Origin of the sequence: Reichenbachiella sp. 5M10, assembly GCF_002742335.1 — a bacterium.
GTDB lineage: Bacteria > Bacteroidota > Bacteroidia > Cytophagales > Cyclobacteriaceae > Reichenbachiella.
Map to the genome: position 1 here is coordinate 2,016,636 of NZ_MDGR01000007.1, position 15,722 is coordinate 2,032,357.

General features: G+C 46.9%; 9 protein-coding genes. All 9 read right to left on the reverse strand.

Translation table 11 applies throughout. The features are described 5' to 3' along the window. Positions 1 to 80: 80 nt before the first annotated feature. Positions 81 to 719 carry a superoxide dismutase family protein gene (locus tag BFP72_RS08105; protein WP_099598656.1) on the reverse strand — a complete coding sequence of 213 codons (639 nt, stop codon included), beginning with the start codon at positions 717 to 719 and terminating at the stop codon, positions 81 to 83. 240 nt (positions 720 to 959) lie between these two features. Further along, positions 960 to 6,389, reverse strand: coding sequence for a T9SS type A sorting domain-containing protein (locus tag BFP72_RS19325; RefSeq protein ID WP_099598657.1), 5,430 nt, complete (start codon positions 6,387 to 6,389; stop codon positions 960 to 962). A gap of 319 nt (positions 6,390 to 6,708) precedes the next feature. After that, positions 6,709 to 7,131, reverse strand: a complete 423-nt coding sequence (locus tag BFP72_RS08115) for a VOC family protein (protein WP_099598658.1) — start codon at positions 7,129 to 7,131, stop codon at positions 6,709 to 6,711. Positions 7,132 to 7,157: 26 nt separating this feature from the next. Next, a complete protein-coding gene (locus BFP72_RS08120) occupies positions 7,158 to 8,054 on the reverse strand; it encodes a diacylglycerol kinase family protein (RefSeq protein WP_099598659.1) in 897 nt (298 codons plus the stop codon). Next, a complete protein-coding gene (locus BFP72_RS08125) occupies positions 8,051 to 8,992 on the reverse strand; it encodes an App1 family protein (protein WP_099598660.1) in 942 nt (313 codons plus the stop codon). Before BFP72_RS08125 ends, BFP72_RS08120 begins: the two co-directional genes overlap by 4 nt. A 78-nt stretch (positions 8,993 to 9,070) precedes the next feature. Next, the gene (locus tag BFP72_RS08130; RefSeq protein ID WP_099598661.1) at positions 9,071 to 10,372 is read right to left on the reverse strand and encodes a DEAD/DEAH box helicase; all 1,302 of its coding nucleotides are present in this window, start codon (positions 10,370 to 10,372) and stop codon (positions 9,071 to 9,073) included. A gap of 10 nt (positions 10,373 to 10,382) precedes the next feature. Then, entirely contained in the window at positions 10,383 to 11,738 is a 1,356-nt protein-coding gene (locus tag BFP72_RS08135; RefSeq protein ID WP_099598662.1) for a DEAD/DEAH box helicase, read from the reverse strand. Positions 11,739 to 11,809: 71 nt separating this feature from the next. Continuing rightward, positions 11,810 to 13,258 (reverse strand): mechanosensitive ion channel family protein, encoded by a 1,449-nt coding sequence (locus tag BFP72_RS08140; protein WP_099598663.1) that lies wholly within the window; start codon positions 13,256 to 13,258, stop codon positions 11,810 to 11,812. Next, the gene (locus BFP72_RS08145; RefSeq protein ID WP_099598664.1) at positions 13,258 to 15,390 is read right to left on the reverse strand and encodes an adenylate/guanylate cyclase domain-containing protein; all 2,133 of its coding nucleotides are present in this window, start codon (positions 15,388 to 15,390) and stop codon (positions 13,258 to 13,260) included. The genes BFP72_RS08140 and BFP72_RS08145 overlap by 1 nt, the downstream gene beginning before the upstream one ends. Between the last annotated feature and the right edge of the window lie 332 nt (positions 15,391 to 15,722).

A 15,722-nucleotide genomic window follows, 5' to 3' on the forward strand; every position in this document is an offset into this window, starting at 1 on the left:
CTACAGGAATAAATATATGTCACAACATGCAATTGAAGAAATATACAGCGATCAGTCGAAAACCACCCTGCACAAGACACCTACTCCATAGGCTGGGCTACTACGACACCACAGGCCACCCGCTCTCCCGCTGCACCAGAGGGTTGTGAGGAAAAATCATCTGCCCCTGCATGGAGGATCACGGCTCGGTCTACGATATTGCTCCGGTCTGCGCCACCGATGGTCCAGCCTTGTATGCTCAGCGTCAGTGCCGCTTGACCTTGTGCGTTGGCAACTAGATTCGCGACATCCCCTTGATGAAAGACATCGCTCCCGCGCTGACCGTGAGGGCTATCTGTCGGGTTCCAATGCCCCCCTGCTGATTGGGCATCTGTGGCGCTACAGTCCCCATTTTCGTGCAGATGGAGTGCGTGTTTGCCTGGGCTAAGGTTGCTCACCTTGACCTGCATTTCGACCGTGCGCGCACCCGTCTGAACAAAAAGCACCTCCCCCTCTACTTCGCTACCACTCGCACTGTAGAGGATGGCTTGGGCCTGTGTGGGTGCCGCGGGTGACTCCAAGACTTCCACATGCTCTTTCGTCACTATTTGATCCTTGCTCTGTAGGTCGCGTTGCTCTTTGTTGGGGGATTGACAGCTGAGCACCACTAGGGATACGCACATGAGCCCACACAAAGCCCCTCTCTTGGTTCTGCTACTCGTTTGATTCAAATGTTTCATGGTTTGATTGTTTTGATGTATCTACCTCTAGGGTTGAAATAACTATACCAACATACAAAATCCTCCCTGACCGCCTCAAATCCACTGTATGGCCGTGACACCAGCCCCACCACTGTAGAAACCAATACACACATTGTGCAAAACGAATACCACCCCAAAAGACATGTACGCAACAAAAAAAGGCGACCCTTTCGGATCGCCTTTTACAAAATGCCGGCATGACTTGCCGTGGTATAGGGGTTATTGTTTGATCACAGCATGAGTATATGTCCCTTGTGTGGTGTACACACGGACCAAATAATGTCCACGTTGTAAATGACTCACATCTACCCCTTCGAAGTGCTCACTGACGCGGTGAACCAAGACTCCCGTCAAACTATAGATTTGCACCTCCTGTATCTCATCCGAAGAAGCGATCGTCAGTTGCTCTACAGCAGGATTAGGATAGACAGCAAGCGTGGGGCGTTGCTCCTCCAGATCATCGATCCCTAGAGTACGTGCCGACGAGACATCATACGATACGCTCATGTAATAGAGGTTGCCCGTATCGTCCTTGGTCAGTTCGTAAGTACCCGCAGGTAGTGCCAAACTCAACACCCCAGAAGTGACTCCATGGCTGGTACCGTTGACTTTGATCTCGTCTTGGAAGCTGTCGTTGAAAACTAAGGTCAATGTAGCTGCCGCTTCGGTCTCGAAAGCAATCGACGTGCTGGACTCGATTTTGAGGCATTGCGTCAGGGTGAGCCCCTCATAATACACTGTCCCCTTAGAAGTGGAGAGGTTGCCCGTGATGCTAAAGAAATCACTACTCATTCCTGACTCAGTAAAGTTGTGAATCTCATCGCCTGGCGCCTCTACAGCTATTTCCACGAATGTGGCCGTCACGTTCTTGTCGGCATCCATCACGACAGTAGCCGTGGTACCCGTGTATCCACCACTCCAGCTATCGAATACCCAGCCACTGGCAGGAGTCGCCGTGACCGTCACAGCAGTCCCTTCTGCATACACACCTGCACCTGATACTGTGCCTGAGCCATTGACCGTAGTTGTCAAAGTGTACGAGTTAGGGACAACCACCGCGTTGCAGTCTGCAGCTGCTACACCGTCACCAGATACAGTGATGTAGTCGATGTTGCCCAATCCACTAGCGCTCGTTGCTTCTAGTCGGATTTCGTTGATGCCGTTGGACAAGTTGATGCTTGTAGATACTGATGACCATGTCGTCCATGCCCCTGTGGCTGGCATATTCAGTACAGCCACAGCGGTACCGTTGACCAGGACATTGGCTGGACGGTCGGTAGCACTGGCATACTGTACGGATAGCGTCGCTGAGCCTGCCGAAGCATTGATTTTGTAGTCTACTCCTTCGCCCAAAGCGTTGGTCGTATTGGCAAAGCCATCTCCCGTGTAGCCCGCATTGTTGCTGTCCACAGAGCCATCTACCCCACAGAATCCCAATGTACCTTCTTGAATGGTGACTTCATTGCCTCCAGAAGTAGGTTGTACGGTCACATTGACCGTGAGATAGTAGGTGCCACATGCGTCAGAAAACGCCGCTACATAGTTGCCTGCTTGGCTCGGTTGTACACCCGTCAAAGTCACTTCTCTCCAATCCGCAGTGAAGCCATTTGGCCCTGTCCAGCTCCAGGTCCCTCCTGTAGAAGGTTGCGGCCCGAACTTGACATCATCTCCTGCAGTCAAGGCAACTCCAGTGGTTTCGGTCCAAGTCCCTCCGTTGATTTGCACATAAGAGGTCAATGGCACAACCTCACAGGTGACAGGCAGTTCGGAGAAATTGGCGGTGATGTTTTTGTTGGCATCCATCACGACAGTCGCAGGATTGACTGTCGATCCACCGCTCCAGTTGTCGAACTGCCATCCGGCCGCTGGGGTAGCAGTCATGGTGACTGTAGTACCTGCCGCATAGGTACCGTTGCTTGGATTCACGCTACCTGATCCGTTGATGGTGGTAGTCAATGTATAACTCACAGGAGGTTGGTCGCCGTATTCGATAGCTCCCAGATCCAAAGTACCGTTACCAGAAACTCCTGATGCCGAACAGCCGGCATTGACCAAGGGGCTAGTGGCTTTCAAATTCAAGAATCCATTTGACGTAGGGTTAGCATCTGGACCTGGTGTCATCGTCACGAAATCAGACGCAGAAGCGGTCAGGTTCCAATCGATCTCGTCTTCCGTCAAGGCATTGCATGACGCAGACGCATTGCCGACGATACGATCCGTGCTCGACCCATCAAAAGAGATACAGTTGATGAATGTATGGCTTGCATTGTCACGTGTGTGAAAATTGTAGTCTCCATTGTCATATGACGTCAAGTTGTAGAACTTGATGTTCCCCACGTTCCCATTGTCGGTGAACCCATGTTTGCCATTGCTGTAGGCAATACACCTTCTCAACTCGTGATTGATGTTGTGTGCAGATGAACCTAGTTTGAACCCGTTTTTGTCACCACCACCGGAGGTGTTTCCATCCGTCAATACGCCGTTGTTGTGGGCTATACAGTCTTCGAAAATCACTATACCGATGGGGCCCGTGTCTGATTTAGTATATAAATCCCAACCGTCATCGATGTTGTGATGAGCGACACATCTACGGAAGATATTGCCTGTCCCACTGGTCAATTTGGCGGCAAAACCATCTGCATCTTCGCTATCACTGTCTGCGTTATCAAAAGCCTCACAATCGACGATCAGGTTGTTGGATGGCCATTCGCTGATCTCATCCGCATCGGTGTAATATCTACTCAACTGCAAACCTGTATCGTGGTTTTTGCGGAATATACACTTCTCGATGGTGTTGTTGTTGCCGGATAGCAACATCCCGTTGTCCCCTGCTTTTTCGATAGTGATGCCTTTCCAGTGCCAGTAGTCGCCTTCCTGAACAATCCCACGGCTCGATGACACTTCTACGTCATCAAAACTCAATACTGGCACTTCATTGCCGTAAGCAAATACATGAATGTTGGCGCTAGCCGTTCCATTTTTGGTGATCACGACCGACGGTACGGTCATCACGTGAGTCCCGCCACGCACATAGATATAGTCGCCTGCAGAAACCTCTTCGATAGCCTTCTGCAAGGTCTTGAACGGACTGGAGACAGACGTGCCCGAATTGGAGTCACTGCCATTCGTCGCTACGAAATAGCCATCCCCTACGACGACTTCTTCTGCCTCGAAAGTCGCCGTGATGCTCTTGTGACTGTCCACAGTCAAGACGAGTGGATTGCTGTTGCCAGAGGCAGCACCACTCCACCCACTGAATGTATAGCCACTAGCGGCCGTCGCACTCAAAGTCACCGAGCTACCTTCGGCATAGGTGCCTGCGCCTGAGACAGCCCCTTGTCCCACTGTAGAAGTAGAAACGGTATACGTCGTACCCGACACGATTGCTGAGAAGTTGGCGGTGATGGTCTTGTTGTCATCCATGACGAAGGTCGCAGATGACCCCGTGTACCCGCCGCTCCAACTGTCAAACTGCCATCCGCTCGCTGGAGTGGCCGTCACAGTCACAGAAGTACCCGCACCAAATGAACCACTGCTCGGGTCTACCGAGCCCTGTCCGTTGACATTGGTCGTCAATGTATAGGTCGTAGGCTCTTCTCCTCCATCACCTAAGTCTAGACTCATGAAGTACAAGTTGCCAGAATCCCCTTTGGTCAAAGTGTGTGACCCTGCACCCAAGGTGACTGTGAGCAGCCCACCCGAAACACTCTGATTGGCTCCATCGACTTTGAAGTTGCCACTCCATCCGTCATTGAACACCAGAGTCAAAGTACCTTCTGCCGATGTAGAGAAAGAAATAGACGTGCTCGACTCGATTTTGAGACATTGCGTCAAGGTCATTCCTCCATATGAAACCGTACCCTTCGAAGTAGACAAGTTGCCAGAGATACTGTAGAAGGAACTACTTGTACCCGAGGCAGTGAAACTGTGGTCGTAATCTCCTGGATCGACAGGGTCCGTGGGATCATTTGGATCTGGGTCCTCTGGGTCGGGGTCTTCGGGATCCACGATAGGACCACTGCCCTCTCCTTGCACATAGTTCAAAAGAGTACTGTAGCTTGTCAGTGCATTTTTGAGACTTGTATTGACATCATACGATGTATCATCCACGGAATTGTCAAAGGTCCAGTCAAAATCACCACCGTTCATACGCCCCGCGTATTGCATGACGGTATTGCGTGCGGCCGCCGGTGATTGTGCGGTATAACTGTACATGACAGAAGATGTATTGAAGTTGTCGTGCGTATTGCTACCATAGACAGACCGAACACTGCTCGGCATGTTGTCCGTTGCACTGTTGACCACATACGCATCAAAATCCACGGTTGAATTGGCATAGTTGGCATCTCCATACGCCACAAATCTCTTCTGACCAGTCATGTAGTTGTTGACGGCTTTGATGCTCCCTCCATCTTCTTTAGAAAAGGTTGGCATGTCGCTGTAGTCATTCTCATTTTCACTCTCATCAAATACATCGGATCCCTGCATAGAGGTCAAAATCGGATATTTGCAATTTCGAAAGTAGTTGCCCTCTACCAATAGTGAAGAACCCTCAGTAGCACCTACACCATACTTGGCAATACCATCGTAGTAGTTGTTGTACACGTGTGCCGAGTAGTATCTCACCCGAGGATGTCTCGAATCTGAGTGGTCGTACCAGTTGTGGTGATAGGTAATCAAGAGCTCATCCGAGGCACTTTCACTCAATCCCAACAGGTTGGATTTTCCTGAATCCCAGAAGTGGTTGTAAGAGAAAGTGACGTAGTTAGACTTCTTGCAATCCAAGGCTCCATCTCCTTTGGCTTGGTCAGAGTCTCCACCTGCCCCTCCATAGAAGAAGTCACAGTGGTGAACCCACACATAATCGTTGTTTTGTTGTAGACCGATGTTGTCTCCTTCACTGCTATCGCAATTCATGGTACCAATATTGCGAATTTCGATGTTCGAGGCATTCTTGACACGAATCCCCCAGCCGTCTGCAGTAGCATCCTCTCCTACACCTTCGAGGGTGATATAGCTCGAAGCGTTGTTCTTGTTTTCGATGACGATGTCTCCTTTGTCCATCACCTCAAAATCCGTGATTTGTCCTACCATTCGCACAATCAATGGGCGCGTCTCCTGCCCCTTCTTGTAGCCCAACAGGATGTTTTGCAAACCTACACAAGGATTCTCGTTGGCTCCTGTCACATCCAGTGAAATGGTGTTTTTGGTATTCTCTGTGATGTAGAGAATGACCGCTCCGCTCTTTGGTGTACCGTCCGCTTTGTACGCTCCCGGCACTCTCCCGTTGTGGAAGGCAAAGCCTGTTCGGTCCTGTGCCATGACTGTGACCGCAGTACTGACACTAGGGTTCCCTTCAGTACCGTTGATCACCGGGGCAACTTTGAGTGTATACGATCCGGCTTTTAGCCCAAGTACATCTGCACGAAAATATGATCCGTAGCTACGGATAAGCTGTGAATCAATCTGCTGATCATTGACCCCTTGACCGCTATAGTACACGTTGTAACTCTCTGCGTTGGCCACAGGCTGCCATGTGATATAGGCAGATTCCAACCAACCCGAAGCTTGGCTGATGTTGACGGATTGGGCCCACATCATGGTAGACCCCAGCAATATTGCTATTGCTGATAGTAATAGTCGTTTCATACTAGTTTTTAGTTTAGTGAATTATTTGTCTTTCGAAAAACAATTTATCACAATGCCAGTATGAGCCGCATGGATGCGACATATATGACTATTCAATGAATATTTAGGAATAGACTATGTTGAAAAATGAGTGAATTGGAGTGTTATTGGGGTTCAAAAATCTCATTGAATAGTCCATAAAAATCCTTATACCTCTGTATATTAATTAGTTACGACTAGATTACAAACACAGCAAAAGCACATTCTCCCTCAGTCGATGCACATGCGCTGAGTATCAACTTGCCCATTGCCCTCAATACCCGAGTCTCTGCTATATTGATTACTCGGTATCTTTGGCAAACACCTCGCTCTCGTCCGTAAAGGACTTGAACTCCAGCGGGTTGCCACTATAATCAAACACAAACATGGTCATCTGTTCTCCTGTTTGACCGGCGTACCTCTTTTGTGGCTTGACTACAAACTCCACTCCGGCGTCTTCCAGTCGCTGCTGTATTTGCTCGAACCTATCGACACTGAGCAAACAACCGAAATGTGGAATGGGTACACGAACACCATCGACCTGGCCACAATAATCCTGAGCAGGCATGTCGTCACTGACATGAGCAGACAGTTGATGACCAAAAAAGCTAAAATCCACCCACGTATCCGTGGATCGCCCTTCTTCACAGCCAATCAGTTCTATATAGAATTTGCGTGTAGAGGTCAGATCCTTGACCTTGAATGCATAATGGAATATATTCATATTTATCAAATTGGGGCAATTACTATCTACTGCAAATTTAAGTTGCCACGATGAGAAATCAACTGGACGGCACTTGGGAGAATTTCTACTTTCAAGTGTTTGAAAGTGCCGATCACCTCCCCATCCAACTGCAACAATCTCGGTGTATCGAACTCAATCTCCGCATACTCCGTGACCAACATACGTCCGTCTTGGAAGTTAAAGTAGGTCTCATCGAATTTGGCCAAACCGGCCTTGATAAGCGATCCCGCATTGAGCTGATTGATCAGGACCAATTCAAACTTACCATCCATCGGGTTGCCGGTGACATTGAGCGGGACGCCGGTTCCATACTTGCGCGCATTGCAGATACCGATCATACAAATCTCTTCGTGATACGTGCTATCATTGGCATGGACTGTGACCCCAAAAGGCTCCATACGCGTGAGTTCGTCCACAAAATACTTGGCATATGTGGCCATCCCTCTGTTGGCATCTTGCTCGTACGACGCTACGATTTGGGCATTGACCCCCACATCTCCTAGATGTATACAGTAGTGTTCGTCGTTGATCTTGAGCAAATCAACGCCTGTGATCAAGTGAGACAGCAGTGCGTCGGTGAGCGCCTTCATCGGTTCAGGATTCACATAGAGTTCTGTCGCCATGCCGTTGGCTGACCCGAGAGGTATGATGCCTATCGGGTAGTGTTTGCCCAACAAGGCCTTGGCAGTAAACAACGTCGTGCCGTCTCCTCCCACTGACAATACTCGATCGGGAGCGTACTCCCCCAATACCTCGAGCAGTTGCTTTTCGTCCTTGTTTCCAGTGGTCTTGAATACATGACAATCTATCCCGTACTTCTGACAGTAGGATTTTGCCTCGCTCAAAAAGGGTTCCTTATCGACCCCTCCAGAAATTGGATTGACTACAAAAAGTACTTTCATATGTTTTCAGGGATTAATTGTTTCATTTCTTCATCAATGTCTAACTCCTCGTCTGAAGTAAAGTACTTGACGGGAACTGCCGTATCGGTCAAAACTCGCATCATCTCTATTTGTCGACTGGAAACCCTGTCCTTGGTTTGTCTAATGTATACTTTGAGTATGCGATTGGGGTATGACTTCACCACCTTGGCATAGACCTCCATGTCACGTTGGCTATCGTCCCCAAACAGTACGTAGGGTTTGCCCCCCGTATTGTCGAGCAAATACCGGATGTTGTCCAATTTGAAATCCACCCCTTTTTTGGGATTGAAAAGCTGACCAAGCCTCAAATAAGGTGTCAAAAACAAAACGCCATTGGGCAATTGATTGTGAGCAATGAAAGCCGCCAACATCCCGAAGAGATTGCCTTCGCTCTTGGATACATAACAAAAGCGTGCACGACGCGCCTCGATAGCCGCAAACATTTTTTGCGTGTATCCGATGACTTTTCTACGATGTGGAGACCGAAAGACCAGTGTACTCACGCGCTTCCATAGGTCAGCAGTATTGGAGAGAATGATCGTATCATCTATATCGGAGATGACATCATAGTAGCCTGTGGTGTTTTCAAATATCAATGGATAGCTCTGCGCCACTTCCAAGGGGTGGGGTTCATCGGGCAAGTAAACTTTCGGTTCATCATGAGGCACACCCTCCGCTACAAAACGAAAACTCCCATCACTCCCTGTCCATACTTGCATACGTTCCTTACCGGCATCTACGATGAGTTCGCGATTGGCGTAGACTTTCGTCAAATAGGAACGACCTATTTTCAAGAGGTTGTTCCATCTGCCGACTTCTCTGTCAAATTGATAAGGCGAACGCGACAGTACGATTCCTGCATACAAAGTCTTGTTGTCGACGAGATGCAGGGCAGAAAATTGCCAAACGATAGGCATTGTTTGCTTTTGTTTTTTTGGTTTTCAAACCTAAATCTAAACAATTCTGTTTAGTCCATATACTACACGGACAACAGGCTAGCCTTGCTGCTCTCTCAAATACGTAGCGAGCAATTTTTCCAACAATTCGTCCTTGGAGAGATGCATCAATTGCCCCTTAAACTCCTTTTTGGTTGCTTCGTCCAATTTGTCTCCAACTGGTTTCTCTTTGGCTATTTTAGCCCCCCATAGAATGGCTTTGTTGACCAACTGATCCTTGACACTCGGTATCGGTTGTTGCTTGAGTTGAATATGAAGTTCACCTTCGAGTATTTTGAGCTTATCGAGCTCTTCGGGAAACACGAAGGTCAAACTCGTTCCCGTTTTGCCGGCACGTGAGGTACGGCCACTTCTATGAGTATATGCTTCAGCCGTATCTGGCAAGTGATACTGAATCACGATCGCGACATCCTCTACGTCCACACCACGAGCAGCAACATCCGTTGCTAACAGTAGGTCTATGTAGCCTGCACGGTATTGTTCCATGACCTTGTTTCTGAGGCCTTGTGGCAAATCTCCGTGTATTGCTCCGCTACTGATTTTCTTTGCTGACAGTTGTTTGTACAACTTCTGCACTCCTGATTTGGTTCGACAAAAGATAATCCCCTTCTGACCTTGATACAATTTGAGATAATGTAAGAGCACATTCATTTTGTCCTCTGCAGGGACGATGATGGCTTGATGCCGTATGCCTTGATTGCTTCGGTCTATTGTCCCTACTTGTACCCTGACCAGTTCCTTGTGCAAGTACTTTTGAATGATACCACTGATTTCATCTGGCATGGTCGCCGAAAACAGCCACGTGGCATAGTTTCGCTGAGCTGTTGCCAAGATCTTGTCAATATCCGTACGAAAACCTTTCAACAACATTTCGTCTGCTTCATCAAACACGACGAAGTGCAATGTCTCTAGATGTACGACTTTGCGCTGGACGAGATCCATGAGGCGCCCAGGAGTAGCAACGACTACCTGTGTCCCATTGCTGAGGTCATGAATTTGGGCTTTGAGAGACATCCCTCCGTAGATGGACTCTATTTTTAGCTCAGTCATGTACTGAGCCAACCCCATCAGCTCCTGTCCTACTTGCTCACAGAGTTCGCGTGTCGGCACTAAAATCACCGCTTGTACCTTACCACTCTTCGTATCGATACGGGACAAGAGCGGAGCACCGTATGCATAGGTCTTGCCAGTCCCTGTCGCGGATCTACCTATGAAGTCCCCGGAGTGTGTCAATAGGATGGGTATTGCCTTGGCTTGAATCTCACTAGGAGCATCGATTCCCTTTTCGAGGAGTGCCTTGATGATCTCTGGGTGTACCTGACTGGTAGAAAATTTATCCATATCTTATGCCCTATCGGCGTTTTTTCTTGAGTTTGTTTTGATTCTTATCACCACGAGTCCTCGCTTTCTTGTACTTCTGCTCCAACTTCCTTTTGTATGAGCCGCCCAGATTTACTTTTTGATTCTTTTCCTTTTTCTCCTGTTCTCCGACTGGTTCTGTCTTGATTTTCATGTTGCGATTGTAGTTGCTCTCAGCTACTCTCGTACGTTCTTCAGGGATGAGTTCATTGTTTATCTCTACCTCTTCGGGGAAATCTGCCTCTGGGATATGGTAGTTCATCAACTCCTCTATGGCTATCTTGGCAGACTCTTCTTTCTCTGTAAAAAAAAGGATGGATTTCCCCTCTTGCTCTGCACGTCCTGTACGACCGATACGATGCATGTAGTTTTCGGGATACGTCGGCACATCAAAGTTGATCACGTGTGAGATTCGGTCCAAATCCAAGCCTCTCGAAATCACGTCGGTTGCGATCAAAATACGCTTGCTACCTTCTTCGAATTCCTCCACAGAGCGTATCCGGTAGTTCTGCGATTTATTGGAGTGTATGATACAAATCGCCGAGCGAAATTGCTCCTCCAAGATATCGAATAGTCTATCGGCAATTTTCTTGTTGGACACGAACACCAGTACTTTGCTAAACTGGCTCTTGTCCATAAGGAGGTGGGCAACTAAGTTGGCTTTTGTATGAAAATTTTTGACTGCATAGCATTGCTGTGAGATGTTTTCGAGAGGAGTCCCACTCACCGCAATCGAAATACGCTCCGGAGCTACGAAATACTCGTCCATCAATGCATCCACCTCGTCTGTCATGGTTGCTGAGAACATGATATTTTGTCTTCTCGGTGGCAACAACTCAAAAAGGTTGGTCAGCTGAGTACGAAAACCCAAATCCAACATGACATCCACCTCGTCTATCACCAGTTGGCTTACATCACGTAGTTTGACCGCCTTGGATACCGCCAAGTCAAAGAGTCTACCAGGAGTAGCGACAAGGATGTCTACTCCCTCGAGTAGTTTTTGTTTTTGAATATTGATGTTGGACTCTCCATAGACTCCCAGTGTACGGACATTCATATACTCGGTGAATCCACCGATGTTGGAGACCAACTGATCAACCAACTCCCGGGTAGGCACGAGGATCAAAACACGCGGCGTTACTTGTTTCGAAAACTTGAGCTGTTGCAAAATGGGCAACATGTATGCAAAGGTCTTGCCCGTACCTGTCTGTGCAATTCCGACGACATCCTTGCCAGAGAGGACGACCGAAAAGGCCTCTTCCTGTATAGGAGTAGGACGCTCATATCCCAAATCAGCAATTGCAAAACGTAAGGCCTTGGAGAGGTTAAAATTCTCAAAAGTATTCATTCAATCAATCTTTCGGCAAAGCTAGCCATATAATTGATAGCAACTGGTCACTACATGTGAGAACTACCCTGCTACTCCTGCTCCCTATCGTCATGGAGCTTGTTGAACTGCTCCTTTTTTCGGATTTTGATCAATGCATCAAATTTACGTTTGACCGACAGGTTATTTTCTATGAGATCATTGATCACTCGGTATGGAATCGACAAGAGTTCTAAGTCCGTATGCGCGATGACCGTACCTTCGTTGGCCGTATTATTGAGCAATTCCATCTCTCCAAAGAGCTCTCCTTTTTTGGCCATTCCCACAAAAACACTTTCTCCTTCCGACTCTACATATATATCAACCTTGCCTTTGATGATCAGATGTACATGATTGGATCGCTCCGATTGCTGCACAATCACCTCTCCTTTGCCGAATATATTGAAGTCCGACTTTTTGATGAACTCCTTGAGATAGGATACACTCAGACCAGAAAATACTGGAGACCCTAGTATCAACTGACTCTTGGACAACAAATAGTTCTCCTTATTGAACTCCTCTTTGGTCCATGGCTTGCCATAGGATACTGGGTTGGGCAATCTGAGATTGTGTCGCTTCGCTCCATACCAAATCTTGGTATACAATTCGTCTTTGATCAATTCGGATTCCCAAAAGTCATCAATGAAATACAGCACCTCATAGTCTACCTTGTGGTTATCAAACTTTATAGTTTTGACTTCAAAAGGAGGGTCTTTTCGGATGTTTTCAGTACTGAGGATGATGTCTTCGATGATAGATTTCACTTGATTGGGAGGCTCCTCGTTGTTGAAGGACACCTGGAGACTCTCGGCGTGGAATTTATTGGGTCGAGAATAGTTCAAAAAAACCTGTTTGCCCAAGTACGAATTGGGGATGGTGATCATGTCGTTTTGACGGTTGACGATACGTATAGCACGCCAATTCATCTCCACGATCTTGCCGTAGTGACTATCGATTTGGATCCAGTCCCCTGTGTGAAAGGGACGTTCGTATAGCAGTGAAATCCCAGAAAAAAGATTGCCTAAGGTATCTTGTAGCGCCAAGCCCAGCACCAGTGAGGTCACCCCCAAAGCAGTAATCAAACTCCCCAAATCCGAGCCCCAAATCTCTGATGCGATCACTGCAAAACCAATAGCGATTACGATCATACGCATGATTTGCTGTAGCAACTTCGGGACACGAGTTTTGCGATCCTCTCCTACGTCAGAATCTGTAAAAAATATCTGATTGACGAAATTGATAAACAAATACAATCCTACAATCCAAAGTGTCGTCTCGTAGAGTTTGAGAAACACGGCAGGAAAATCATAGGGGATGATTTTGACCAATGTCAAATAAACCGTCACCAAAGGCAAAAACACGTTTTTCAGTACAGAGACAGTCGCCACTGAAGGATGATTGATCTTCTTTAGGCGGTAGTTGATCTCACTGATCAGAATGGCCAATAAGGGGTACAATGTAGCTATCAGTACGCCCCAAAATGTAATGCTATCCTTGTTCATTATTCTGCTATCTCTCTATTTATCGCATGGCTTACATTCCACACATCTACCCCTTCAAAATCCTTGATTCCTGTCTTCTCTTCCATTTCGAAAATATCGACCAAGTTTTCGTGTATTGTTTGATTGACTAGAATCTCCCCTTGATCGGCATGATCACACAAAAATTTGGCTGTACTGACTGCTTCACCCCACACATCATACTTGACCTGGTGCCTACCTACCAATCCTGCAAACACATCTCCAGAACTGACCGCCACGGCTAGACCTAAGTTCAAGTCATGTGTATCACTATACTGACGTACGATTCGTCTCATCTCCAGTGCAAAATTGACGATGGTCGTATTGTGGTCGAGCTTAGGCATCTCTACACCACTCACCGCGAGATAATTGTCTCCTATGGTTGTGACTTTTTCTATGTCATATTGCTTGCCCAGCGTATCGAAGGATTCGATGATGTCATTGAGCACACGAATCGACTCCTTGGGCGGTACCTCACGTGAGAGTGCCGTGAACCCTGTAATATCTGCATACAATACAGTCACGTTGCTTTGCCGGATGATCAAGTCTTGTTCACCGTTTTTCCATCTTCCACCAAACATGTCCGGCATGAGAGTAGACACCAATTCATCAAATCGATTGGTGAGTTTGGTCAGTTTCTTATCGTATTCAAATATAGTATCTCCGATTTTGTTGAAGGACTTAGCCAATACTTCGTATTCGTCGAAGGTCTGGATCTTCACTTTGGCTTGGAGGTCACCCTCACTGATCTTGCTTGCACTCTCTATCAATTTGAAAATAGGCCGTGTAAATAGCGATGAAGACAACATCCCAATCGCCGTAAATAGAATGATAGCCACTACCAGAATGATAATCACAAACTGTCTGTAGCGATGTAATTCTCTGAGTCCTTCGTCTGCATCCTGCTCGGCAATGATCGCCCAGTTGAGTCCAAATTTTTCAAAAGGAGCATAAGAACTCAGGACCTCTTCACCTCGGAAGTTTTCAATTCGCTTGTGGCCCGTGATCCCAGCTAACGCTTCGGTACTGGCTTCTGTCTCGACATGCTGAAAAAACACCGATGTTTTGAAGCGCTCTATCATCTGTATACGCGTCTGTTGGTCATCGACATCCTTGATGGTTTCGATGTATTCATCAAAATCCTCCAAAACCATTCGGTTGTCGTTTCGCATCATGTTGTCCGATCCAACCAAATAGATCTCTCCAGTTTTGCCTAAGCCATCGTCTTCCCAGTCCTCTCCCGCGCTCATGATCTGATTGACACGGTGAATGGACATCTGTAGCGCGATAACCCCTACGAAATCATCGTTGTTGTACACTGGAGCTGCCACAAACGACGCTGGGGCGCCATATGAAGGACGGTACAGTTCAAAATCAACAAATTTGCCCCCATGTATGTCTTTGTTGTCCAAAATTTCTTGTACCAGATGACCCAAGTTGCTGCTGCTGTATGGCCCATCTTTTAGATTGGTCGCAAAATCAGCCTCCTTTTTGACAGTATATACCACATTGCCTTTGGGGTCAATAAGTAGCACATCGTAAAACTTCATTTCCTCCATGAAATTCTTGAGTCGGCGGTGTACCCCCTCTGCGATTTTGTCATAGCGAAAACCACTTTCTACCCTAAGCAGATTCTGCTTTTCTCCAATTGGATTTGGGTTGTTGGCCAAGTACTGATACTGCAAATATTTACCAACTCGTGTTTTAGGCAAGTACAGTTTCTTGCTGTTGTATATCTCAATATTTGACTCAAGTATGGATAAGTAGTCATTGTAAAAATCGTCCAAGACATCACTTTGTGCCCGGTTTAATCGCATATAATTGAGTTCATCGTATGCCGGTCCAAAATCACGCAACGAAACCGACACTATCGAATCCTTACTGATGTACTCTACTTGATCTTTGATACTGGCAAAATACCCATCGATATGGTACTCCCTACTGCTTCGCAAAGAGGTCAACTGAGCGTATACACCCGAGACGATCGCATTCTTGGCGCGGTTGTAACTAAACAAAGAAACAATAAGGGTACTCACAATACTCACGAGCACCACAATGACTGTCAATTTGGATTGTATACTAATCGATACCAATCCTCTCGAATCTTTAAACATTTAGATCTAGTTATAATATTATTGGATAAAGCTAGCTTGAATTGAAAGCAAATTAGATAAAAGTGATCAATTGTTTAATTCTGCCTGAGAAAAACTATACCGAACAGTTCGGTTTTGAGCACTTAGAATTGAAGTATATTCTTTCCAATCCAAGCAATGAGAAAAGTAGAGCTGTAAAAAAACCAAAACCCGGCTTCACCGGGTTTTGGGCTGAGCAGGTACAAGGACCAATTCTCTACCATTGTCGATCGAACCGTGCCGATCCTATGAGTTAAATTTACAAAATAAGTTTCTGAATTCTAGCAATTTAATGAATAAAATTCTCCTTGTAC